The sequence below is a fragment of the Trichormus variabilis 0441 genome (genome assembly GCF_009856605.1).
Classification (GTDB): Bacteria; Cyanobacteriota; Cyanobacteriia; order Cyanobacteriales; family Nostocaceae; genus Trichormus; species Trichormus variabilis.
On sequence record NZ_CP047242.1, the window covers coordinates 1,078,115 to 1,102,541 of the forward strand.

A 24,427-nucleotide genomic window follows, 5' to 3' on the forward strand; every position below is an offset into this window, starting at 1 on the left:
TTGCGAACGCGTACTGGTTCGTAAAAGTTGGATAACCAGGAGCCATTAAACTGGGGAATCAGGGAATTTGCCTCTTGCATTTGTAATGAACCGAAATTCTGATCGCTTACTGTCAGCAACCAGATTTCTTTTAATGGGCAGAACCATTGCCATGATAGTTATCTGAATCATAGAACCCGTTTTTCGTCCCAAAGAATAGGCACGAAACAGTAAATATTACGGTTAAACCCACTAAAATCAGTTTCACGTCCATTGGTTGTCACTCTCTAACTAAGACTTACTTATATTAATAGCGTGATTTTCCCGTCTAGCGGAATCGCTAGAAAATCTTTACTATGCTTGGGTTGATTGGGCAATAGGTAAATTTACCGCAATCAGTCAGATTGTAGAGCTTTTTGGTATTACCTGTCTATTTATGCAATATGCCTTTACAAAGTGGGGAATGGGAAGTGGCAGGGGTTGTTTCCTAAGTAGGAAATATGTAGATTAATATTTGTAAATGCTTAAGTTATTTTATACTTTTATCCCTCGATTTGCTGAGAAAACTTTGTACATGAAAATAAAGTAATCAAAATATAAGTGCTTATATTTTACGGTTACTGATATTTTAATAATGAAACATCTAAATTTTTAAATGTTCAAAAATCTAGACGTTAGAAACTAAATCGAATGTCTAGATGTTTAGATGTACAGTTAAGATGATAGGTATTCTTTATGTAGAAAAAATGATTATTACGGTAGCGGCGTTCAAAGGCGGTGTCGGTAAATCTACGACTGCGTTGCACTTAGCCACTTACTTGCAAATGAAGGCGGACACACTATTGGTAGATGGTGATTTAAACCGCAGTGCTTTAGATTGGTCAAATCGGGGTTCTTTACCTTTTAAGGTGGCTGATGAGAAGCAGGCAGTCAGTTTGGCGGGGCTTTATGAGCATATAGTGATTGATACGCCAGCCCGTCCAGACACAGAAGAACTGAAAACTTTGGCTAAAGGATGCGATTTATTGGTGATACCAACAACACCAGATGCGATCGCTTTAGCTGCAACCTTAAATCTAGTTAATTTACTGAATAAAATAAAAATAAAGTATAAAATCTTACTTACTATTGTTCCCCCCAATCCCAATAAAACCGGGGAGGAAGCGAGAACAACTCTCTTAAATGCGGAACTACCTGTATTCAAGTCAGGGATTCGGCGCTTGGCGGTGTTCCAACGTGCTGCTTTAGAAGGGGTTCCAGTCAATGCTGTTAAAGACCCTTATGCTCAAATTGCTTGGCGATGTTATGCCGGGGTGGGAAAGGAAATACTAGACTGATTCGTAATTTATAATTTTTAATTGAGTGGAATGCCTTGAATAATCAGAAAAAAACTAGCCGTTTCGATGATTTAATTGATGCAGCCCTTAGCCGTCAACAGCGAGACCAACCACAGTCAACACCAAATAAACCGACTTCCCAAAGCAAAAGCACTGACCCGGCTTATACCCGGACAACGATTTATTTACCGAAGCAAGTACATCGCCAACTTAAAGCAGCAGCAGCTTCTCAAGAACGACAAATGAGCGATATTGTGACGGAACTTATTGAACAGTGGCTAGAGAAGAAGCAGGGGGAAGAACTCATAACTGATGACCAATAACTAAAGCACAATATCTTCGCCTTGTTCGGTGAAGCGCACTTCTTTAATCTTCCATTGGGGATTACTAGTTAAGGTTTTACGGAGGCTACCAAATAGGGCAAATTGTTCGCAGCTAGAAAGTGAGACGAATTGTCGCTTGGATTGGGGTGAGAGTCTTAAGTCAACTGTGGCAATGCCCTTCCTGACTTTGACACGATAACCCGATAGGCTAAAGTCGGCGGTATCTTGTTCCTTGATGATTTTACCCACAGCGTTAGTTACAGATTGGGTGGCGGGTACGGTAACTTTTTGTGGGACAAATTCTTGACATTGGACATCACTGGTATAAAGAGTAACATTTACTGTTTTGCCAGAGACGGCTTTAGGTTCGGTGTTATTGGTTTTGGCTCGCAGTTGAGCCATGCTTGGTGCAGGTTTTGGGGAGATTGTATTTGTTGTGTTGCTGGGGTTTGAACTACAACTGCTGAGGCTAGCGATCGCCACCATCATAAATGGTAAAAGACACCTGTTGTACATTTTCATAATCTTGTTTTAAATCTCTTTCTCTTGACTTCAGTATGGCTATCAAGGATTCCGTATAAATTTGCTATAAACTTCTCATAAGTCTTGAGGGTTACACTTTCCCCAGCACCCATTATTCCTATGATGATTTTTCGCATATTTCTATAAATTCAACTTTACTTCTTGACTGTTATTAGCTATCTTCAAACCAAGAAAGTGCTTAAGAGTAGCTTATGCCTGCAATTACTTTTGATCCACGTACATCTGAGTGGGATGGTACACCAATTGACCAGTGGGAACCCTCTAAATGGAAGCAATGGAAAGCTAAACAAACTGATGAATCGGCGAAGGTAGAACGGGAATACCTGCGAATTAAACACTCCGTACAGCAGGCAAATGCGGCTTTAAGTTTAGATAGAATCAAGATTAAATTGAAACTTAGCAGCCCTAAAAGTATCGCTTTACAAGGTACTTTTCCTTGTAAACCTGGGGATGTAGGGAAACAGGGTAGTCCTAATAAACAATATACCATTTCTTGCGGTTTTGCAGCTAATGATGCTGGGGTGAAAATGGCTGTTTTGAAAGCACGAGAATTGGATTTATCTTTGATTACAAAACAATTCCAATGGACACCGGAGTTACTAGGTAAACAGGCACAAAAGATAGAGTTACCAACACAGAAGAATTCTGGAAAACTCATTGGTGAATTAATTCAAGAATATGAGCGTGAATTTTGGAAAACTCACGAGCAGAATAGACGAGGAATTCGGACTTGGGAAACTCATTATATTAGGCATTTAAAAAAACTGCCTCATGATTTACCAATGTCTGCTCAAGCATTAGCAATAGCTTTAGAAAAAACCAAGCCGAATACATCAGCGAGGTTTTTTATGGTATGGCAATTAAAGAAGTTTTGCGAGTTTTGTGGAATTGATGATTTTAAAACAATTTATGCCTATGCGACTCCTAAACCCCATCCGGCTATTCGCAAAGTTCCCTCAGATGAAGAAATTATCCAAGGATTTAACAAAATTGGTCTGCCTCTATCAGTCTACACGAGTAAAGAGAACACTACACAGCCGGAACAATGGCAATGGGCATACGGAATGCTGGCTACTTATGGCTTAAGACCCCATGAATTATTTGCTGTAGATATAGAAGCTTTTTTAGAGCCAAAAAATACTTTTCACTTAGTAAGTTTAAATCCTAGTTTGACGGAAGGGACTAAAACTGGTGAACGGAGTTGTGGAATTCCCCCTTTACATCCTCATTGGGTGGATTTATTCAAGTTAAAGAATATTAGGCTTCCCTATAACGAAGGTAAGTTAAATAATAAGACTGCCAAACTGTATATCAAATTTAGAAGTGCGGATATCGGTTTTAGACCTTATGATTTACGTCATGCTTATGCCATACGAGGTCATCGTTTACGGGTGCCAATAAAGACTATGGCAGATTATATGGGACATACAGTACAAGAACATACTAAAAGTTATCAAAGATGGATGAATGAAGATACTAATTTAGAGATTTATAAAGAGGTGGTGATTCACAGACAAGGCACTAGTAAAGAGGCGATGAAAGAAAGAATTCATGAATTAGAAGCTGAGAACTTGGCGCTGAAAGCTGAAAATGCTACGCTTAAGGGTTTATTAGTACAACACCAATTGGGTGAATTACTGAGTTAAAGACAGCCGATTGATATTGCTGGATGGAGATTGGGCAAGATAGATACTGAAGTTAACTTCAAATTTGTCGCTGGTAATGTAGTATACCTATGACTGACAATCTCGTGACTATAGATAAAAATACTTATGATTCTCTTCAACAGGAACTCATAGGACTACGCCAGGTAGTAGCAAAGACTTTACAACTAGGGTTATTGATTGAGTATATACCTGCGGCGATCGCTATTTTCGACAGTGAGATGCGCTACTTGCTGGCTAGTCGGCGCTGGCGAGAAGACTATGACTTAGTTGATGAGAATATCGTCGGTCGTTCTCATCATGATGTTTGTCCAGAAATCACTTTGGGTTGGCAGAACAGATACGAGTGTTGTTTGGCGGGAAATACGGAGAAATCTGAAGAGGAAACTCTGATCCGTCGGGATGGGACTATTGATTGGGTGAAATGGGAAATAAATCCTTGGTATGAACCATCAGGTGAGGTGGGTGGTTTAGCTGTTGTCTCTGAGGTAATTACCCCACGCAAACAATCAGACATTGCTTTAGCCGATAGTGAAAGACGTTTAAGAGATACGGAAGCACGGTTGCAGCGTCTAGCTGATAATCTGCCAGGGATGCTTTATGAATTTTGCCTGAAACCTGATGGCACCATGACTTTCCCTTATGTTTCTTCTGGGTGTCGAGAACTGATAGAACGCAGTCCCCAAGAGTTACAGGATGATGCCTCGCTCATTTTTGCCAATACTCATCCTGAGGATATGATAGGGCTGCAAGAGGCGATCGCTAACTCTGCCAAAACTCTGCAAAACTTTGAATATGAGTGGCGTATTATCACTTCTTCTGGTCAGATAAAATGGGTTCAAGGAGTCTCCCGACCGGAACGTCAGCCAGGAGGCGAAATCACTTGGTATGGTTATCTATTAGATATAAGCGAACAGCAAGCCGTACTTCGTGAACGCAAGCAAGCAGACCAACAATTGCAACAGCAAGCACAGTTGTTACAAAGTATATGGGAAGGTGTAGATTACGGTATCTGTGTCTTGGATGTTTTGGATGATGAGGCAGAGTTTCGTTACGTTAAAATAAATCCTGCCATGCACCGCATTAGTCTCTTGCCAGTTGCATCTTTTATTGGTAAAACAACGGCAGAGTCACTGCCACCTGAAATTGCCGATTTATATCGCCAACGCTATCAACAATGTATCAAGTCTCGAAAGAGCCTAGTCTTCGAGGATAATTTCTTAGTTAACGATAAAGAAACTTGGTGGTTCGTCAATATTACACCCCTTGGTGATAGCAATTCACAAATTTCGCAACTCGTAGTGACAGCGACGGAAATTACAGAACGCAAACAAGCTGAACAAGAACGGCAATTGTTTGTCTCTCTGATTGAAAATAGCAGTGACTTTATTGGTTTTGCGACTTTAGCAGGAAAACCATTATTTCTGAATGAAGCTGGACTTAAGTTAGTTGGTCTTGATGGTTTAGACGCTCTGAAGAATCTCCATATTATGGATTTTTTCTTCCCAGAAGATCAAGAATATATGGATAAACACATTATGCGGGTGGTAAATGAGCGTGGTTTATGGCAGGGTGAATATCGTTTCCGCAACTATCAGACTCATGAAGAAATACCAGTTGATTTTAATATATTTACTGTTAAAAGCTCGGAGACTGGTAAGCCTTTGTGTTTAGCAACAGTTACTCGTGATATTCAGGAACGTAGAAAAGTAGAAGCATTACTGCAAGAACAAGAGCAATTTTTACGTAATATTTATGAGGGTGTTGATCAAATTATCTTTGTGGTTGATGTTTTAGAAAACTTAGATTTTTGTTATACCGGTTGGAACTCAACAGCAGAAAGATATACAGGAATTACTCGAAATGATGCTATTGGTAAAGCACCTGAGGATATTTTTGGCAGTGTTGAAGGTTCTTTAGTCCGTCAACGATACAAAAACTGTGTGGAGGCTGGTGTTAGCATTTCTTTTGAAGATTGTTTAACTTTCCATAATCAAGAAACTTGGTGGTTAACTAAAATTAATCCCCTGAAAAATAGTGCTGGTAGAGTTTATTGTCTAGTTGGGACAACTTTAGATATTACACAGCGCAAACAAAATGAAATTCAATTGCGACAGCAAGCCGAAAATTTAGAAAACACTCTGCGTGAATTACAACTTACCCAAACTCAACTTATCCATAGTGAGAAAATGTCTTCCATTGGGAATATGGTTGCAGGTGTAGCCCATGAAATCAATAATCCAGTTAACTTTATTCACGGTAATTTGATTCCAGCCAGTGAATATGCTCAAGACTTGTTACAGCTAGTAGAACTTTATAGACTCCACTTTCCCTATCCGCCAGAAGAAATTCAGGAATTCATTATAGATATTGAGTTTGATTTCCTCAAGGAAGATTTGGTTAAGCTGCTGCAATCTATGCGTATAGGAACCCAACGCATTCGAGAAATTGTCTTATCACTCCGCAATTTTTCCCGCCTTGATGAAGCTGAATTTAAGCAAGTAGATATTCATGAAGGTATCGATAGTACGCTCATGATTTTACAAAATCGCCTAAAAGCTAAGTCAGACCATCCAGAAATTTTAGTCGTTAAAAGTTATGGTGATTTACCTTTGATTGATTGTTATCCTGGTCAGTTAAATCAGGTATTTATGAACCTTATCAGTAATGCTATTGATGCTTTAGAGGAGCCAGTAGTTGATGGTCAATTGTCAGTTGCTAAGCCTACAATTTATATTCGTAGCGAAATGTTTAATAATAACTGGGTGCGAGTTACCATATCAGATAACGGTGTAGGGATTCCTCAAGAAATCTTATCAAAACTATTTGACCCATTTTTCACGACTAAGTCTGTGGGTAAGGGAACTGGCTTAGGTTTATCTATTAGTTATCAAATTGTTGTGGATAGACACAATGGGAAATTAACTTGCAACTCGACACCTGGACAAGGAGCAGAATTTATCATTGAGATTCCCATTCATCAGTGAACAATTATTATAATAAACACCTTAATATATATTTCCCAGATAATTTTCTTTCTAGGCGATGCTCATACTTCTATGGATTTTTCTGGATGTTCCCAATCTAAAATCCAAAATGGTATAAGGTGCCTCAGTATGAATAATTTCTGAGTGTAACTAGACTTCATTTCAATGACACACCCTACTGAATGATAACTGTGATGAATGCGATCGCGCAATTTGTTTCCATAAGATCACGCCAGTATCTTTATCCTTTAAAATCAAGCCATGAGATTTAGGTTAAACGGTAATTAAGCAATTAGAAAGTAGCTCTTATATTACTTGTCAAGCAAGTTAATTTTTCACGAATTTACCTGTTTCCAAAATTGCTGGATTTTTGCAACAAGCTTAGACAAGGGATTATTTTGAGTTGGTGAAAAATGAGCTAGGGAAATAAGTAAATTTTAAATGCAGTTATAGATGATATTATTGACTAGGATAAGTCTTCGGTTTTGTAATCAACCAATTTATCCGACCCGGTTTGATATTCGGAAATCAATAGCGGAATAATTGATTTGCTCAGGTTAGGTTGATGCGAAGAAACCCAATATCAGTCAGTTATTTACTCTCGTTTTGGTTAACGCTCAACTTTTTGCTATGTCCCCTAGATGATGTGGAAGCGATCGCCATCTTCAACGACAATGGTTTTTATGCCCTAATCCGTCTGCTATGACAGTATCCTCGTTACCATAAAATGTTCACTTTTAGTAAAAAATATGAATAACTGCATTAAAAATTTACAATAAAAAGTAAGAAAAAAGTAAGAAATAGATTTTTCGTAAAACGCCAAAACCTAGACACAGTAAGGAAAATTGATGGTACGACCGCGCAGGGTATTTGCTCAGCATTGGCTCAAAAGTGAGAAGGCACTCGACGCAATTGTCAAGGCAGCAGAGTGTAGTACAAATGACCGCATCCTAGAAATCGGCCCCGGTACAGGTATTCTGACTCGGCGTTTATTACCATTGGTAGAAGCTTTACTAGCAGTAGAAATTGACCGCGATTTATGTAAATTGTTAGTAAAACAACTAGGACAAAAAGAAAATTTTCTATTATTACAAGGAGATTTTCTCACACTAGATTTAGTTGCAAACTTACTAACATTTCCTAAATTTCAAAAGCCAAATAAAGTAGTTGCTAATATTCCCTACAACATTACTGGGCCGATAATAGAAAAACTATTGGGAACAATTGCTAACCCTAACCCTGAACCATTTGACTCCATAGTATTGCTCATTCAAAAAGAAGTAGCCGAAAGGTTATATGCTAAAGCTGGGTCAAGAACCTTTGGAGCATTATCGGTCAGGGTACAATATTTAGCTGATTGTGAATTTATTTGTGATGTCCCTGCGGGTGCATTTCATCCACCACCAAAAGTAGATTCCGCAGTTGTCAGATTGCGTCCTCGACAAATACAGATTCCTGCTCGTGATCCAAAACGACTAGAGAATTTGGTAAAGTTAGGATTCGGCGCGAAACGTAAAATGCTACGCAATAATTTGCAATCAGTAGTAGACCGCGATCGCCTGAGCCAATTACTGGAACAATTAAACATAAACCCCCAAGCCAGAGCTGAAGACATCAGCACTCAGCAATGGGTAGAATTAGCCAACTTATTGGGAGTAGAGTAATTTTAGATTTTGGATTTTAGATAAAAGTCAAATCCCAATCCCCAGTCCCCAATCCCCAGTCCCCAATCCCCAATCCCCAATCCCCAGTCCCCAATCCCCAATCCCCAATCCCCAGTCCCCATCCCATGCGTTCCTACAAATTAATTGCTCCCGCCAAAATTAACTTGTATCTAGAAATCATCGGCGACAGACCAGATGGGTATCATGAGCTAGTGATGATATTGCAAAGTATCGACCTAGCCGACGAGATTGAAATACACTCCCTCAGCAGTGAAACCATCCGCGTTCATTGCAATCACCCACAAGTTCCCACAGACAAAAGTAATCTCGTATATCGCGCCGCCGAACTTATGGCGACAAAATTTCCTGAAGCCTTCGCTAAATATGGGGGTGTAGATATTACCGTCCACAAACATATTCCTGTAGCAGCTGGCTTGGCTGGAGGTTCAACCAACGCCGCGGCTGTGTTAGTCGGGATAGATTTACTTTGGAACTTGGGACTAACCCAAACAGAACTAGAAGAATTGGGATCTATTCTGGGTTCCGACGTACCATTTTGTGTCGCTGGTGGTACAGTCATCGCCACCGGTAGAGGAGAACAACTTTCGCCCTTGCCCAATTTGGATCATATATATATAGTATTGGGCAAATATCGCAGCTTAGAAGTTTCCACCGCCTGGGCATATAAAACCTATCGTCAAGAATATGGTAGTACTTATCTTAGAGATACCAATGACTTAGCTTCCCGCGCCGCCGCAGTTCATTCAGGTAGTATAGTTAAGGCTATTGTAGAAAAAGATGCCGTAGCGATCGCCCAAAAACTGCACAATGATTTAGAGAAAGTAGTATTACCTTCCTATCCCCAAGTTTTGCAACTGAGAGAATTGTTTGCATCTCAACCAAGTGTTATCGGAACCATGATGTCTGGTTCAGGCCCCTCAGTATTTGCTTTATGTGAAAATCAAGCACAAGCAGAACAAGTTCAGCAGCAAGTAAGACAAACAATTCCCGACGAAGATTTAGAATTATTTGTAACTCGCACGATTACACATGGGATTCAAGTTTTGGGTAATGAGTAACTTATGAACAACGAAACTCAACAAACAGATACATCAGGACAAGTTCCGCCTACGCCGCTACGCTGTATAACAGGAGCAGGTATTTCTGGCGGAATGGGATATGCTTTGTATTTACTAATGATATCCATCGCTACAACTTTTGCCAAAAAACCTATCCACTCTGATAACCAATTAGTTATCAGCCTAACTTCTGCTGTGCGTACCTTGGTAGTTGGGATAGTCGCCTTGGGAACAGGGATATTTGCTATAGTGACGATTGGTTTATTAGCATTAGCCGTACAACTGTTAGTACAGCAGTTGATAAAACCTAAAAATAATTAACTCCGGCCAGTCAATAAGCATTTTTCCGATTGAGGACAAACATCAATCAGCTGTGGCTTCAGATTTCTAACAGACTGGAGCGATTGTTGTTGTTTTCTCCAAGCTTTGGGAGGTAAACCGTGATGTTGGCGGAATTGGCGAGAGAAATGACAAGCATTTTGATAACCCAGCGCTGTTGCAATCTGTTCGATGGTTTTATTCGTATTTCTCAGTAGAGGACGCGCTGCGGCCATTCGCCGTTTGAAAATCCAGCCGTTCACCGTATCTCCCGTTTCTCTAGCAACTCTACTGGTTAAGTAAGCGGGTGAATAACCAACCGCAACAGCCACATTTGATAATGTAATTCCTTGATGATAATGAGCTTCAATATAATCAAAAACTTCCTGAAGCTGGGGAGTAGAGGGAAAAATTGCTTCAGAGTCTACAGCTAGGGATTCTGTTAGTTGATGAGATTTAGTCGCATACCAATACCTGAGTATAGCTTGCTTTTCTAAACGGATAGCGATCGCTTTGAGTATTTCCTCTATAGTAGAAGGCTTAGTAATATAGTCATCAGCTCCCAACTCCATACCCTTACGAAGACCGGCTTTATCATCGTTTCCAGTCAGAAAAATGAAGGGAATAATCGCTGTCAAAGGGTCTTGGCGCAGCACATTTAAAACATCGTAACCATCCATATCAGGCATCATAATATCGCAGATAATCAAATCTGGTAAATATTTTTGTGCCTGTTGAATACCAGACGCACCGTTTTCAGCCGCTATACCATCAAAACCTCTAGCCTCAAGCACCGCTAAAAAGAGATTGCGACTATCGCTATCATCTTCAATAACAAGAATTGTTTTCGATGATTCGTTTGTCATGTTTCCATCACTAAGATTGGTGGTCATTTCAGTTATCAATAGAAACTATCAGCCATATAGAAAAACTGGGTGTGCTTCCCTAAACCAAAGGTAAAAACCACCATCTAAACAGTCGTAAGATGCTTAAGGCTCCAATCCAGTTCTATTGCTAGGAAAAATTGAAATACAAATTCAGAGAAATTATTTTCGCCACGTTTCATATTCTTATTGGCTCCTGCTAATCAGACTTCTAATATGAAGGCACTTACAGTTATTGAAATGAAAATTAGATGATTTTTAATCAATAAATCACTAGAACTTTGCCTTTTCTCATATTGTTCATATCAACTCATTAAAAGAAATATTTTTCCTTGGTTTATTCAAGTAAGTAATATATAATTTTTTCGCTGAGCTTGTGATCATTCATAAGTTAATTATTCCATGATTTTCGTGGAAATCATGTATTATCCTACTCTTGTATTGGGTAAAATCAAAATTAAAAATAAACCCAATTAGCAAAGAAGATAGCGCGTCAGAAAATAATTAATTGAGTCTTTGTTGATTATTTTGTTTCATATTGTATAGGGATATTATTAGCATATATATTCACTTGTTTTCTCTAAAGAGATTAGAAAGATAATATTAAACTGCAATCACTATAAATTACCTACAACATTTTTTAATAGCTTATCGTCGTCAAAAACAAGCAGTAATATTGTAAGTCGGGAGATAATTTATTATTAGATAATAAATTTGTAGCTCCTAAACTGAAGTTTTTACTATTTTAATTTATATCGGATTTAACTACATAATAGCAGTCCGGGTCATCTGTCAGAAGGAGTACCTTTCTTCCCCATCATCCCTCTGAGTAGCTATCACTTATCTCTCGAAAGAAGTATAAAATATTAAGTTATTTGGTAGCTAGGTATACATTAAAGCGCCAAAATAGGCTTATCTAGCCACAAGTATGACAACTACTACGTAAGCTTAATACCATCCTAATAAGCTGCTCATGGCTTCTCAAAAAAATGTAACCTCTCCAATCTACTGCAATTTTGTTGGAGAGAGAACATCGTATAATTTATCTCTTTAATCGAGTATTAAATATTAAATAGTTGACTTACAAGTATCGATAGGTATAAAAATCTTGCTGAGAAGGAAAAGAATATATCAACTTTAACTTTTTCGATTAGCAATATATTTTTATGTCTCAGATTATTTGTTACAAAGTCAATCATTGAATATTTCTATGGTAAATAATAATGCTCACAACATAAGTTGTTTTATAGGAGAATATAAAACCTATATAAGTCTGATTTATTTCTATGGGTGTGTAAGTAGAAGTAATTGCAAATTTACAAAAAGATAGAAATTTTATTTTTTATTTGGCGTTTGAATGGTATCATTTTATTCGGCCGCACATCCTTTAGATAATAAAGTTAAAAAAAGCCAGTAAATTTAAATAAAGAAAAAAGAGATATGTCTATCAAAAAATTGATCATATATCTACTGCCAAAGATTGAGTAATCTTAGCAAAGAAGTTGCTTCTGCAAAACGGTTCATTTTTAGGGGCGGGTTTAACTAGATATTTATTAAGCAGATAAAAATGCTGACTGGCTAAATTCACCCCTATTTTCAAAAATAGCGATCGCCTACAACTGACCGTATAAAAGTCCAACTTTTATCTGTGGTTGAGCATTTGCAAAGGCTTCTGTAGGAAATGTTTTGTGCTGTTTTTCCTATGCTGTAGTGTCAAAATCTTCTTTTGGAGATAGTGAAATTGGTTTGATTGTTGAATGATGGGTTACACCCCTCAATAAGCGATCGCCAAAAGTAGGGCGAACCGTTCGCGCTATACTCCCTCCAACACACAGAAAAGAAAAGACAATGAATTACTATACACTTGCTTACACAACCCTTGGTAACGTGCGCGTATCTCGCAGCACAACCGAGGTGAAGATGGACACTGCACTAGATGAAATTCTCTTTCACCTAAATCAAGTACGTGGAGGTTTGTTAACCAGTAGTTACGAATATCCAGGGCGATACAAAAGATGGGCAATTGGATTTATCAATCCCCCATTACAACTGACAACAAGAGAAAACGCATTTACCATCTCTTCACTCAATCCTCGCGGACAGGTGCTACTACCAACCTTGTTCCAGCATCTATCAGCCCAGTCGCAACTACAACAAATCAGCCTCAATCATGACTACATCACAGGTGAAATTCGACCCACAAAACAGTTATTCACAGAAGAACAACGCAGTAAACAACCGTCAGCTTTTACAGTCATCCGCGAAATTCTCCAGATTTTTGCGAGTGATGAAGATGAGCATTTAGGGTTATATGGTGCATTTGGTTACGACTTAGTATTTCAATTTGAACCAATTCCCCAAAAAATTGCTCGTCCCGCAGACCAACGGGATTTAGTGCTGTATCTACCCGATGAACTCATAGTTGTAGATTACTATCTGCAAAAGGCATATCGTCACCAGTATGAATTTGCCACAGAACATGGCAACACCGAGCATCTTCCACGGACAGGCCAGTCCATCGACTACCAGGGTAAACGTCTTCTACCAAACCAAACTGCTGACCATCAACCAGGAGAATATGCCAACCTAGTTGAGCAAGCACTCGACTACTTCCGCCGGGGTGACTTATTTGAAGTAGTTCCTAGTCAAAACTTTTTTACCGCCTGTGAACAATCACCCAGTCAACTATTCCAGACCTTAAGGCAAATTAATCCTAGTCCTTATGGATTTCTGTTGAATTTGGGGGGGGAATATCTCATAGGTGCATCACCAGAAATGTTTGTGCGAGTTGATGGTAGGCGAGTGGAAACCTGTCCCATTAGTGGCACTATTAGACGGGGAGAAGATGCTTTAGGCGACGCTGTACAAATTCGTCAGCTGCTTAACTCCCATAAAGATGAAGCCGAGTTAACCATGTGTACTGACGTCGACCGCAACGATAAATCGCGGATTTGTGAACCCGGTTCAGTCAGGGTGATTGGTCGTCGCCAGATTGAACTGTACAGCCACCTCATTCATACAGTAGACCATGTAGAAGGGATACTCAGACCGGAATTTGACGCTTTAGATGCCTTCTTGAGCCATACTTGGGCAGTTACAGTCACAGGCGCACCCAAACGAGCCGCCATGCAGTTCATCGAACAGCATGAACGCAGCGCCCGTCGTTGGTATGGGGGGGCAGTTGGTTATTTAGGCTTTAATGGTAACTTGAATACCGGATTAACCTTACGGACAATTCGTTTACAAGACTCCATCGCCGAAGTGCGAGTTGGTGCAACAGTCCTTTATGATTCCGTTCCGTCAGCCGAAGAAGAGGAAACAATTACTAAAGCGACTGCATTATTTGAGACCATTCGCCGTCATACCACTGCGAATAAAACCAAAGGAAGCGATAGTCATCGCCCTGGGGATATCGTCAAAAATAAACGTATCCTCCTCATCGACTACGAAGATTCATTTGTTCACACATTAGCCAATTACATCCGCACCACTGGCGCAACCGTCACCACCCTACGTCATGGTTTTGCTGAATCATATTTTGATACAGAACGCCCAGACTTAGTGGTGTTATCTCCCGGCCCTGGTAGACCCAGTGACTTCCGCGTTCCCCAAACGGTTGCAGCTTTGGTAGGTCGAGAAATCCCCATTTTTGGCGTTTGTCTGGGATTACAAGGCATAGTGGAGGCTTTTGGCGGAGAATTAGGTGTGCTTGATTATCCCCAACACGGTAAACCCGCACGGATTTCAGTGACTGCACCTGATTCTGTGCTGTTTCAACATTTACCAGCATCCTTCATTGTGGGTAGATACCATTCCTTATTTGCCCAACCCCAAACTATACCCAGTGAACTCAAAGTCATAGCGATTTCTGAGGACAATGTAATTATGGCAATTGAACATCAAACACTACCTATAGCCGCCGTCCAATTTCACCCAGAGTCAATCATGACCCTAGCAGGAGAAGTTGGTCAGACAATCATTAAAAATGTGGTGCAGACATATACCCAAACTTTAGGAACATCAATTTGCTCATAGTGGTAATGGGTAATTGGCTTCGCTGTGAGCGTCAGCCGAACGGTAATTGGGAATAAATGGAATTCTCTTCTCCATCACCAATTACCAATTACTAATCACCAATTGCCAATTTTCAAACCATCAAATAAAATCATCAGGGGAAGTTATGTATCAGGAAGACATTTACAATTCGCAGAACGTTAAAAAAATAAATAATGAACAAGTAGACCAAATTATTAAATCAATAATTGCCGGAAAGTATTCTTGGGCTTGCGTTTTACTGCTGCGATACTCTGGTTATAACCCCATAGATTACATCCCATACCGTACTTATATTCGATTACTTAAAAACAACTGTCTGGGTGGTAAAAATCAAGAAAGCAGAAATGATACTCAAGAGGTATTGATTTGAAGCAAATCTCAGAAAATATGTTTGAGATGATACTGAGAGATTATTTATAAAGTAAATCTTTAGGATACAAGACGACGTAGCATAATCCTAGTCATTACAGCATATATAGCTGCTTCGCTCATCTCTGGAAGATGCTCATAATCCTTACTGAGACGATGATATTGGTTCAACCAGCCAAATGTTCTTTCGACTACCCAACGTTTGGGCAAAATCCGGAATTCTTGCTCAGTACGCCGTATGACTTCAACATGTGCTTGGATCATCAACCAAACTGAAAGAGCAAATTTATCGCCGTCGTAACCGGAATCAACCCACATGACTTGAACTTTTTCCAGTAATTCCGGACGCTCCTCTAAAAGTTCCATTAATGCGTAGGCAGCAAGTACCCGTTCCGGCGCATTGGCTTCACTGACAACAACTTTCAACAACAGTCCCAGGCTATCAACTAGAGTCTGCCGCTTTCTTCCTTTTACCTTTTTACACCCGTCAAAACCGTACACTTCCCCTTTTTTTGGTCAGTTTTGACCGACTGACTGTCTGCGGCGATCGCTGTGGGTTGCGTTGATTTGCCTAGTTTTGTGCGAACTTGTCCGCGCAGTGTATGGTTTAATTTTTCCCAGACTCCTTTGCGCTGCCATTTGCGGTAGTAACTGTAAACAGTTGAACTGGGTGGAAAGTCCCCCGGAAGCATATTCCATTGGCATCCCGTTTTCAAGTGATAGTAGATAGCATTGCATATCTCACGCATATCCGTTGTGCGTGGATGCCCTCCTTCTTTGGCTGGTGGAATCAATGGAGCCAGAATTTCCCACTCCATATCAGTTAAGTCTGTGGGGTAAGACTTTCGTCCCATGAGTAGCTATGTAAATACACTATATTTCATGTATCCTATACCTCCAAGCTTACTTTTATACTCACTTTTAGATTTACTTTATAAATAGCCTCTGAATACTTGAATTCTTGTTGTAGGGGAGTAACGAAAAACCCCCTACCAACTCACAGCTTGTTAGTAAATATGGGGTATAAGAACATAGGGAATAATGACCTTATACCCTTTCTTAAATATCGTAAATAAAAGGGTTTAAGGCCCCTCTCTTACAAAGTTCTGTGACGCTCTCTACGAGACGCTAAAAGCGAACGCAGACTCGCTACCGCTACGCTAACGCCGGAAGCCGATGCACCCTGCGGGATCTTGCTACAGACTTTGCGCTACGTCAATACGTAGCATTATTTCCAGTCGGGATTTAAATCCCCGTCTGAACGCGTACCGTAGGCAAAATGTATTTAATTTTGAATTTTGAACTTTGAATTTTGAATTGTTAACCCCTCTCCAGATTCGTAGCAGGTTATGATGTTGTATCCCAGCGCCATTAATACCAACCGTCTGCAACCAATTATCAGAGAAATTGTTTGGCAAAAAAAGCAAGAAGTTGCACAACTACACCAACAGATGTCATTGGCTTCCTTACAACGCCAATTAACTGCTGCGCCAACCGTGCGGGATTTCTTGACAGCCTTGCAGCAAAATCCTTACCAACCTAGCCTGATTGCAGAAATACAAAAAGCATCACCCAATCATGGTATGATTCGTGCTGATTTTGATCCAGTAGCGATCGCCAAAGCTTATGAACGAGGTGGCGCAGCTTGTCTATCAGTAGTGACAGATACCTCATTTTTTCATGGTAGTTTTGAAATTCTCCGTGCTATACGCCAACGGGTACCATTACCCATATTATGCAAAGAGTTTATTATCGACCCCTGCCAAATTTATTTAGCACGAGCAGCAGGAGCCGATGCAGTACTATTAATTGCAGCTATTCTCACAGACAGAGAACTGAAAGATTTTTTGCGAATAATTCACTTTCTGGGGATGAATGCCTTAATCGCAGTTCATAGTTTAGCTGAACTAGATAGGATACTCAAACTAGACGACATTCGCTTAATCGAAATTAACAACCAAAGTCTGCAAGATTTTACCACAGATATCAGCACCACCCAAAATTTATTAGCAGCTAGGCGATCGCATCTACAAAACTTGGGTATCACCGTCGTCAGCGAATCTGGATTATATACACACACAGACTTATCCTTAGTCACGGAAGCTGGCGCAAATGCCGTGATAGTCGGAGAATCTTTAATTAAAGAACAAGATATCGAGTTAGCTGTACGTCACCTGCTTACAGGGAATAAATAATATCATCCCCTGCTGCACACTTATTGGTAAAAACCAATTACCAATTAGCTATTACCCATCACCACCCTGGAGAAAAATTTCTTGTAGTTATCAGGAAATGGCTGGGGAAAAATTGTAGTATCAACTACTTATCTCAGCGAAACCCTGACCCCTGGACAAACCAGGGGTTTTTATTTTACTTATAAAATCCCCTGTATTTTGCTTGGGGTAACCAGTTTGTCCCAAAGGTGATTTTATCTAACTGCGAGTTAGAGGTGGATGCTTGATTACTATTGGCACAGGTAGCAGTCATACTGCTAGCGAAGCAAATAGAAATATATTGAATAAATTGATGGCGACTAGGGCGATGAACAGCCGTTAATGCAGGTGGTGATAGATACATAGAATAACAGAATGTCCCTTTTTCAGGTTGAACTCAGTATTCACAGATGCTGAATCCTCCTTCATCAGTTTTAGCTGAGTCGGAAAGTACATTCTAAAATTAATTTTTGATTTACTAAAGAGTATGGCTGAATTTCCAAGGCACGTTTAAAAGCTTTGATAGCTTTAGCATACTTACCTAGTGCCGCATAACATAAACCGATACCATGAAGTGCGCCAAAATGCACTGGATTAATTTGAATGACCATTTGACAATCAGCCAGAGATTTTTGATATTCTCCCATACTGTAATAGAGAAAAGCCCGTCGATTCCAAGCCTCCGCAAAATCTGGTTGTTCTTGGATTAATTGTGTGAGCATTACTTCAGCTTCAGTAATTTCCCCAGCATCCAGTAATTTTTGACTCTGATCAATTTTCTCCAACCCATACATTCCCTTTTGTTGAAACCAAATCCGCCAGAGTTTTTTTGTTGCTTGTTCCCGAACTAAAGCATCAGAATGTTTCAAATCTTCAAGTAAAGAATTGATTGATGAAGAATCCATGAATTTTAGAATGATGTTTATCAGTAATTGTCTCCTTTTATCAAGGTATCAACTTTCGTCGGAAATTGCTTAAGTCAATTTTAAATTCCTCATAAAAATTCTTCGGTGTTCATGGCAAATTCAGCAATGAATATGAGATTTTTGGTATTAAGTAATACTCTTGAGCCATAGATTGGCAGATGCACCCTTAAGTAGGGAGGAATTAGAACATCAAAGTTTTAAAAACAAAAACTGACTATCAGTGATTGGCAAATTCTCAGTAATGAATGGTTCATAAAAAAATTACAAAATAGTAGTAATAATCCTGAAGCCAAACAGCTTTAAGGGGAGGTATCGTGCCTACGTCCCTGTTATCCGTAGCCAAAGGAATGCACATTCCATCGGGGAATTGATTCTAGCGTTGACGGTTAACTGTCAAACGTCAGCAGTCAACAAAGCCTACAAGTGACTATGTATTTTAAAAGCGTCATAGCTTACCCTCGTTCCTATTGAGTAGGATTTCCAGGTTCACGCAACTTTGAGCAGCGAGATATGATCTTAATAGCCTTATGTTGACAAGATTTATATTTATTGATGTGGAATATGCTAGAGGTAAGCTAATCTGCGCCTAAATTGCATAACTACTAACCAGGGCTGTTGACTGTTAACGGTCAACAGTTAACATTTAACAGTCCTCACGATGGATTGTACAACTTAAAAACAGAATAGCTTATGAAGTATAGGCAATGTTCTCTTAATCTTGCACAACATTGAAAATCTTCACCACAAGAGTTTGGAGTTTTCCGTGGCTGTCATTACCAACAATCCTTCAGTAGAAATATACTCAATAGAGTCTAAAATTGGTGAATAAGCATATAAACGCATAGAACCAGAAACAACCCATCTATCAGGTTCTTTAGCATGTAACGCATTATTCCTCATTCACCAAGTCAATCAAGCTGATATATTAATTAGGAAGACATAAATAAACTTAATTATCTTAAGTCAATCTCAGGATGAGATAAATCATGACTTTTTCTCCTGCCAGAGCAAAATAATAAATATTCATCGGCGCGTACTTATGATATTTGATATATGTAGCTCATTTATTTAGGTAACTGCTGCCCACAGGACAAATTATGGAAATAAATTGGAGTTCATAACTGAATCATCATCTTCATAAAATATCCATATTTTCTATATAAAAAATTTAAAAAATATAGGGTATGATATCACGGGATAAATTTTAATTTTCAATAGTAAAATAAAACAGCTAGCAAATAAGTACAGAGAACAAGTGACTAAACTACTAAAGAATCAAAGTTTTTAAGTACATTATCTACTTGCAATGTATATTCAAGAAGTAGTTTCTATTTACATATAACTTAAATACTTATTGATTGCTTCAGCAACAAAACTTGTCGATCACACTTAGAGAATAATGGGAACCCCAACTATTGGACAACTAGAAAGAGAGATTTCACAACGTGTCAGTTCTCTATATAATGAGAAACTAGGACAAAGACCCAGCCAAATTATTTGTCACTTTTTTGATTCTGAATTGGTGATTTCTTTAGAAAATTCAGTTACCCAAACTGAACGAACACTGTTGGATGGAGGTCATGAAATTTTAGCCGAACAAATAAGACTATTGCTAGATAAAATAATTAAGACAGAGCTACAAATCCTGATCGAGAAAGTGATTGGGAAGCCTATTCTCGATTTGATGAGCAATACTAATTTAGCCACAGGTCGTACAGGTATTATCGTGATTTTAGACGAGTTACCCACAGTACGCAATCCAGAATCTATTCCAAAAGTAAACTGGAAGAATGTTGTCGATTAACATAATGATTAATTAAAGTATTTAACTGAATAAAATTATATGGTTTGGTAATATAGTCATCAGCACCTGTAAGAAAAAGACGGTCTTGATTCTGCACCAAAATAAAAGGCACAACAGCAATAATGGGAATGTTCGCTGTTTTTGAATCTTGCTTGAGGTGATTAATGACTTGGCTACCACTTAAATCCGACAGTATCATATCTAGTATGATCAGATCCGGTCTTTGAGTTTGTGCCAAAATAATTGCTCTAACTCCTTGTTTGGCACAAATACAATCGTAGTTTAAGGTTTTTAGATGGGAATTTAACAGTTCCAAGTTATGGAGATTTTCTTCTACAACTAAAATCAATGGCTGTCTATCCATAAAAAATAGTCACCCTTCATGCAAGGCTTTACACCCGAAATTGACTACTGGGTTGAGTATTATAAATCACCTCACTGGTGGTCACATTCTTTAGTAAGTGATTTATGAATGTACGAGGCTGACTTCAGGCGGCTGAATGCGGCTTGACATTACTGGCTCGTATGTTCTCGACTAGGTTGAATATTTACGCTGATGCTGAGGGTAAACTGTAACAAGCTAGTAAGTACATCAATGTAATATCTTGATTCTAAATTCATTCATAGTCAAGTGGTAATTGCAACTTTTCTATGTATTAATTTAGTCAGTATTACCAAGTACTCAATCTAATACCATATTTTTGGAGCTACTAAACGTGTAGTAGGACAGCTTTGATACAAATCTTGAACAACTTGCATAACAGTAATTACAGCAACGATCGCCAGCACTAAAATAGGTAACCATCCCTTACCAATCGCTATGGAGGAGAGTTAACATTGATAGCATAAGTTGCTAAGGGTTCATCACTTCTACAACAGCAGACTCTTGACACAGGTACTCAACTATAATTATTCTCATTCCTATCGATTTGATATTAGATTAAGTCAAGTATCTATTATCAGCAGTCCAGATTCATCCATGAAACTAAAGCAGCGACAGCAAAAAATGTTCAAGAATGTTAGCGCTGCTTCTAGAAATGAAGCACGGGTATTTTTAGCTACTTTATTTTTAGTTGTTGTTCTCCTTTTGGCAGTAGGCGCTTCTTTATCTTTTGGTGCTGTCCCCATGACACCAGAACAATTGTGGCTAGCGATTTGGCGACAGGGAGAGCAAATTTATCAAACCATTCTTTGGGACTTGCGCCTACCGAGGACTATAGCGGCGATTTTAGTGGGTGCAGCATTGGGAATGTCAGGTTCTCTGCTTCAGGGAATGTTACGCAACGGACTAGCCGACCCCTTTTTACTGGGGATTTCTGCGGGTGCGGGTTTGGTAGCGATCGCCATGTTTAGTTTAGGGGTATTCTTAGCTTGGGTTCCCCTGGCGGCCTGGGTTGGGGGAGTACTGACGACGGTTATTGTCTATTTTTTAGCCAGGACTGGAGATGGTATTTCTGTAGAAAGGCTGATTTTGGGTGGTGTGGCAGTAAGCGCCATGTTTGGGGCGATACAATCTGTTTTGCTGCTGTTAACAGAAGATGGCAGGATACAGGCCGCCTTAAATTGGCTGATTGGCAGTTTAAATGGCCGGGGATGGACAGAAGTGACTACTGCTGGTGCTTATATTAGTGTGGCATTAGTCTTGGGATGTTTATTAGCGCGATCAGTGAACTTGTTAAACCTGGGGGATGAATTAGCCGTAAGTTTGGGAGTTTCCCTTGGGCGATCGCGCATTTTCATCGGCGGGGTTGCTACACTATTAGCCGCAGGTGCTGTTAGTATTGGTGGCTTGATTGGTTTTGTTGGTCTAATTGTACCCCACGGTATCCGCTTACTAGTAGGCACAGATTATCGCGCCATCTTACCACTCAGCGCCTTGGGAGGTGCATTAGTCATGACCATTGCAGACTTACTTTCCCGCTTGGGTGCAGTAGAACTCCCAGTCGGTTCCGTCACCGCCTTGCTAGGTTCTCCCCTGTTTATTTGGTTACTTTATCGTCGTCAAAGCGGAATTTGAACTGCTAGGACATCAATAGATGGATGATACAACCTAGAAACAACGAGACTTTTCACCCAGTCCCCAGCTATATCACCCATGAAAAGGAAAAATTAAGGCTTTAAGGAAGGCCTTCTTAATTTTGAATTTTGAATTTTGAATTTTGAATTGTCAATATGCCTCTAGAAACGCAAAACTTAACAGGTGGATATACAGCAAAAACTGTAGTTAAGAACATCTCCTTAGCAATTGAAAAAGGTGAGTGGTTGAGTTTAGTAGGTGCGAATGGTTCTGGTAAATCTACCCTACTCAAACTCATGAGTCGTTTGTTAATTCCCCAAACAGGAATAGTATTATTAGATGGGAAAGCAATTCATACTCAGCCCGCCAATATTGTCGCTCAAAAACTAGCCTTATTACCCCAACAGCAAGCAATCCCTCCAGGGTTAACAGTCAGGCAATTGGTATCATTAGGACGCACCCCACACCAACCTTGGTGGCAATGGGAATTAAATGTAGAAGATAGAGAAAAAGTAGCCGAAGCTTTACATTTAACTCAGATGGAAAGCTATCAGGAACGTTTAGTAGAACAACTTTCTGGTGGCGAAAGACAAAGAGCTTTTTTAGCATTAGCTTTGGCACAAGACCCGAAAATTTTGTTATTAGATGAACCCACAACTTATTTAGATATTCGCTATCAATTAGAACTATTAGAACTACTAAAAAATCTGAATCAAAAGCCAGGCATTACCATTTTGACGGTTTTACATGAAATCAACTTAGCTGCTAGATATAGTTCTCGAATTGCTCTACTTTATCAAGGTAATATTTTTGCTTTAGGAGAACCAGAAATTGTTCTTACACCCGAAAATTTAGCTGTAGTGTTAGGCGTGGAAGTTGCTATCTTGAATACTCCTGTAGGATTGCAAATTTGTCCCTTAGCGCCAATTAACAAACAAATTGAATAGAATATTTATCAGTAATTTTAGTAAAGTTCAAAACAAACCAACCTTATCTATTTTTTCCCAAGGTAAATCGATATCCTGTCTGCCGACATGACCATAAGCAGCAAGTTTTCTATAAAATCCCCCTTTAGTTAATGAGGGTAGATGTCTTAAATTAAATTCCTTCAGAATACCTGCTAAACGAAAATCAAAATGCTTTTCTAATAAGACGGTGATATCTTCATCTGAGATTTTACCTGTCCCAAAAGTTTCTGCTTGCACGCTTACAGGTCTAGCCAGTCCAATAGAATAACTCAGTTGTACTTCACATTCATCAGCCAAGTTTGCCGCTACTATATTTTTAGCAGCATAACGGGCGACATAAGCACCCACTCTATCTATTCTGATAGGGTCTTTACCACTTAAAGCCGAACCACTATGTTTAGAATATTCACCATAGGTATCTATGGCATTTTTTCTCCCAGTTAAACCAGAATGTACCGCCGGGCCGCCAACTATAAAAGGGCCATCAGGGTTGATAAATATTCTAGTTTTTTCATCTGGTTTAATTTCTTCATCGTCAAATACAGGATAAATTACCGTTTCTCTAATATCGTCTTGTAGTTGCTTTAAGTCCGGCTTCCCCGCTTTATTTTGGCTGGCAATGACTGTAATACTATGGATTCTATAAGGTCGGCGATTTTTATATTCAACACCTACTTGAGTTTTGCCATCAGGAGTTAAATAACTTAAAAGATTTTGTCTTCTAACTTCACTGATTTGTCTAGCTAATTTGTGTGCCAACCAGATTGGTAATGGCATGAGAGTAGGGGTTTGATGACAGGCGAAGCCGAAAACTGTGGCTTGGTTAGTGACAGTAATTTGTTCTATTTCTGCATCTGATAGTTTGTGTTCATTAAATAAGTGATATGGATTAGGAGAAAGTTCTTTTAAGCTGGTTAAGATACTACAATTTTTACCGTTAAATTCCGTCTGTTCATAACCAACCTGATCAATTACCTGTCTGGCTATGTTTGTAAAATCAACATTAGTATTAGGTTCAAATCTGGCAGCGATAAATACAATACCTGTAGACGCAGCACATTCGGTAATAACTCTAGCGTATGGGTCTTGTTGTAAAAAGCGATCGACGATCGCATCACTAATCTGATCACACAGTTTATCAGGATGCCCCTCTGTTACAGATTCAGATGTAAACATGAAATCTTTTTTCATAATTCACCTTGGGGATTGGGGAATATTAGGGAACACCAAAAAATAAATTATCCGAAATTGATGATTTGGTAGGGTGCGTCAGTGTGATAGACCATAACTATACTC

Annotated in this window: 22 protein-coding genes; 14 read left to right on the plus strand and 8 right to left on the minus strand. The window is 39.3% G+C overall.

Annotated features, from left to right (window positions below; genetic code table 11):
- Positions 1–130 precede the first annotated feature (130 nt).
- Positions 131–253, minus strand: a complete 123-nt coding sequence (locus GSQ19_RS30610) for a membrane protein (protein ID WP_041456510.1) — start codon at positions 251–253, stop codon at positions 131–133.
- Positions 254–725: 472 nt separating this feature from the next.
- Here GSQ19_RS30610 and GSQ19_RS04185 point away from each other — a divergent pair, with 472 nt between their 5' ends.
- Together GSQ19_RS04185 and GSQ19_RS04190 are read left to right on the plus strand one after the other, a co-directional pair.
- The gene (locus GSQ19_RS04185; protein WP_041457101.1) at positions 726–1,316 is read left to right on the plus strand and encodes a ParA family protein; all 591 of its coding nucleotides are present in this window, start codon (positions 726–728) and stop codon (positions 1,314–1,316) included.
- Between the two features lie 35 nt (positions 1,317–1,351).
- Positions 1,352–1,639: a CopG family transcriptional regulator gene (locus GSQ19_RS04190; RefSeq protein ID WP_011321539.1), complete on the plus strand. Its 288-nt coding sequence runs from the start codon at positions 1,352–1,354 to the stop codon at positions 1,637–1,639.
- Here GSQ19_RS04190 and GSQ19_RS04195 read toward each other — a convergent pair whose 3' ends face one another.
- On the minus strand, positions 1,640–2,161 hold the full coding sequence (locus tag GSQ19_RS04195) for a GerMN domain-containing protein (RefSeq protein ID WP_011321540.1): 522 nt from the start codon (positions 2,159–2,161) through the stop codon (positions 1,640–1,642).
- 212 nt (positions 2,162–2,373) lie between these two features.
- Here GSQ19_RS04195 and GSQ19_RS04200 point away from each other — a divergent pair, with 212 nt between their 5' ends.
- From GSQ19_RS04200 to GSQ19_RS04225, 6 genes are all read left to right on the plus strand, one after another.
- Entirely contained in the window at positions 2,374–3,828 is a 1,455-nt protein-coding gene (locus tag GSQ19_RS04200) for a site-specific integrase (RefSeq protein WP_011321541.1), read from the plus strand.
- An 89-nt stretch (positions 3,829–3,917) separates the two neighbouring features.
- Positions 3,918–6,833: a PAS domain-containing protein gene (locus GSQ19_RS04205; protein ID WP_011321542.1), complete on the plus strand. Its 2,916-nt coding sequence runs from the start codon at positions 3,918–3,920 to the stop codon at positions 6,831–6,833.
- A 565-nt stretch (positions 6,834–7,398) separates the two neighbouring features.
- Positions 7,399–7,539: a hypothetical protein gene (locus GSQ19_RS04210; protein ID WP_153228337.1), complete on the plus strand. Its 141-nt coding sequence runs from the start codon at positions 7,399–7,401 to the stop codon at positions 7,537–7,539.
- Between the two features lie 142 nt (positions 7,540–7,681).
- A complete protein-coding gene (rsmA, locus tag GSQ19_RS04215; RefSeq protein WP_011321543.1) occupies positions 7,682–8,497 on the plus strand; it encodes a 16S rRNA (adenine(1518)-N(6)/adenine(1519)-N(6))-dimethyltransferase RsmA in 816 nt (271 codons plus the stop codon).
- A gap of 125 nt (positions 8,498–8,622) precedes the next feature.
- Positions 8,623–9,576: a 4-(cytidine 5'-diphospho)-2-C-methyl-D-erythritol kinase gene (gene ispE, locus GSQ19_RS04220; protein ID WP_011321544.1), complete on the plus strand. Its 954-nt coding sequence runs from the start codon at positions 8,623–8,625 to the stop codon at positions 9,574–9,576.
- A gap of 3 nt (positions 9,577–9,579) precedes the next feature.
- The gene (locus tag GSQ19_RS04225) at positions 9,580–9,897 is read left to right on the plus strand and encodes a DUF3082 domain-containing protein (protein ID WP_011321545.1); all 318 of its coding nucleotides are present in this window, start codon (positions 9,580–9,582) and stop codon (positions 9,895–9,897) included.
- On the opposite strand, the gene GSQ19_RS04230 is transcribed toward GSQ19_RS04225, so the two are convergent.
- Entirely contained in the window at positions 9,894–10,760 is an 867-nt protein-coding gene (locus GSQ19_RS04230) for a response regulator transcription factor (protein ID WP_011321546.1), read from the minus strand. The two genes, GSQ19_RS04225 and GSQ19_RS04230, sit on opposite strands and share 4 nt — an antisense overlap.
- Before the next feature lie 1,866 nt (positions 10,761–12,626).
- Here GSQ19_RS04230 and GSQ19_RS04235 point away from each other — a divergent pair.
- Together GSQ19_RS04235 and GSQ19_RS04240 are read left to right on the plus strand one after the other, a co-directional pair.
- Entirely contained in the window at positions 12,627–14,813 is a 2,187-nt protein-coding gene (locus GSQ19_RS04235) for an anthranilate synthase (RefSeq protein WP_011321547.1), read from the plus strand.
- Between the two features lie 145 nt (positions 14,814–14,958).
- On the plus strand, positions 14,959–15,204 hold the full coding sequence (locus GSQ19_RS04240) for a HetP family heterocyst commitment protein (protein WP_011321548.1): 246 nt from the start codon (positions 14,959–14,961) through the stop codon (positions 15,202–15,204).
- A 59-nt stretch (positions 15,205–15,263) separates the two neighbouring features.
- On the opposite strand, the gene GSQ19_RS04245 is transcribed toward GSQ19_RS04240, so the two are convergent.
- Positions 15,264–16,057 (minus strand): IS5-like element ISAva7 family transposase gene (locus tag GSQ19_RS04245; protein WP_104009889.1). Its coding sequence is split into 2 segments (ribosomal slippage): positions 15,264–15,718 and positions 15,718–16,057, totalling 795 coding nucleotides; the frame shifts between segments, so codons are not numbered across the junction.
- Positions 16,058–16,555: 498 nt separating this feature from the next.
- Between GSQ19_RS04245 and trpC the strand changes: the two genes are divergently transcribed.
- Entirely contained in the window at positions 16,556–17,398 is an 843-nt protein-coding gene (trpC, locus tag GSQ19_RS04250) for an indole-3-glycerol phosphate synthase TrpC (protein ID WP_011321549.1), read from the plus strand.
- A gap of 175 nt (positions 17,399–17,573) precedes the next feature.
- Here trpC and GSQ19_RS04255 read toward each other — a convergent pair whose 3' ends face one another.
- Positions 17,574–17,780 (minus strand): hypothetical protein, encoded by a 207-nt coding sequence (locus tag GSQ19_RS04255; protein ID WP_011321550.1) that lies wholly within the window; start codon positions 17,778–17,780, stop codon positions 17,574–17,576.
- A gap of 70 nt (positions 17,781–17,850) precedes the next feature.
- Entirely contained in the window at positions 17,851–18,321 is a 471-nt protein-coding gene (locus tag GSQ19_RS04260; RefSeq protein WP_011321551.1) for a tetratricopeptide repeat protein, read from the minus strand.
- A gap of 1,420 nt (positions 18,322–19,741) precedes the next feature.
- On the opposite strand from GSQ19_RS04260, the gene GSQ19_RS04265 reads away from it, so the two are divergent.
- On the plus strand, positions 19,742–20,146 hold the full coding sequence (locus GSQ19_RS04265; RefSeq protein WP_011321552.1) for a Na-translocating system protein MpsC family protein: 405 nt from the start codon (positions 19,742–19,744) through the stop codon (positions 20,144–20,146).
- Here the strand turns inward: GSQ19_RS04265 and GSQ19_RS04270 are convergent.
- Positions 20,109–20,510 carry a response regulator gene (locus tag GSQ19_RS04270; RefSeq protein ID WP_011321553.1) on the minus strand — a complete coding sequence of 134 codons (402 nt, stop codon included), beginning with the start codon at positions 20,508–20,510 and terminating at the stop codon, positions 20,109–20,111. The genes GSQ19_RS04265 and GSQ19_RS04270 overlap by 38 nt on opposite strands.
- A 615-nt stretch (positions 20,511–21,125) precedes the next feature.
- Between GSQ19_RS04270 and GSQ19_RS04275 the strand changes: the two genes are divergently transcribed.
- Both GSQ19_RS04275 and GSQ19_RS04280 read left to right on the plus strand, forming a co-directional pair.
- On the plus strand, positions 21,126–22,163 hold the full coding sequence (locus GSQ19_RS04275; RefSeq protein ID WP_011321554.1) for a FecCD family ABC transporter permease: 1,038 nt from the start codon (positions 21,126–21,128) through the stop codon (positions 22,161–22,163).
- Positions 22,164–22,318: 155 nt separating this feature from the next.
- Positions 22,319–23,110 carry an ABC transporter ATP-binding protein gene (locus GSQ19_RS04280; RefSeq protein ID WP_011321555.1) on the plus strand — a complete coding sequence of 264 codons (792 nt, stop codon included), beginning with the start codon at positions 22,319–22,321 and terminating at the stop codon, positions 23,108–23,110.
- Between the two features lie 27 nt (positions 23,111–23,137).
- On the opposite strand, the gene metK is transcribed toward GSQ19_RS04280, so the two are convergent.
- Complete coding sequence (gene metK, locus GSQ19_RS04285; protein WP_011321556.1) at positions 23,138–24,322, minus strand: methionine adenosyltransferase; 1,185 nt, start codon at positions 24,320–24,322, stop codon at positions 23,138–23,140.
- Positions 24,323–24,427: the final 105 nt, after the last annotated feature.